We start from the raw sequence: 321 nt of genomic DNA on the forward strand, positions 1-321 counted from the left end.
ACGACAACGGAATCACCGACGGACGCTCCACCACACCCAACACCGGACGCACACCCCGGGCCTCGGAACTTTCGGCGCGTAGCGCCAGCTCTTCGATGGTGGGTGCCTCGAAGAGGTCGAGAACTCGCAGTCCGGTCCCGAGCTCCGCATTGACGCGCGCCACGAGTCGTGTTGCGACGAGCGAATTTCCACCGAGGTCGAAGAAGCTTTCGTCGATACCTATTCTGCGGCCGTCGAGCAGTTCGGTGAACACGTCGGCGATTTTCTGCTGTTGAACTGTTTCCGGAGAACGGAATTCGGACTTGCGTCCGAGTTCCGGGG

General features: G+C 61.1%; 1 protein-coding gene. It reads right to left on the reverse strand.

Annotated features, from left to right (window positions below; genetic code table 11):
• The coding region (locus tag H2510_RS20575) for a phosphopantetheine-binding protein (protein WP_186630131.1) at window positions 1-321 on the reverse strand (321 nt) is incomplete at both ends.

The organism is Rhodococcus sp. BP22, from assembly GCF_014281965.1.
GTDB lineage: Bacteria > Actinomycetota > Actinomycetes > Mycobacteriales > Mycobacteriaceae > Rhodococcoides.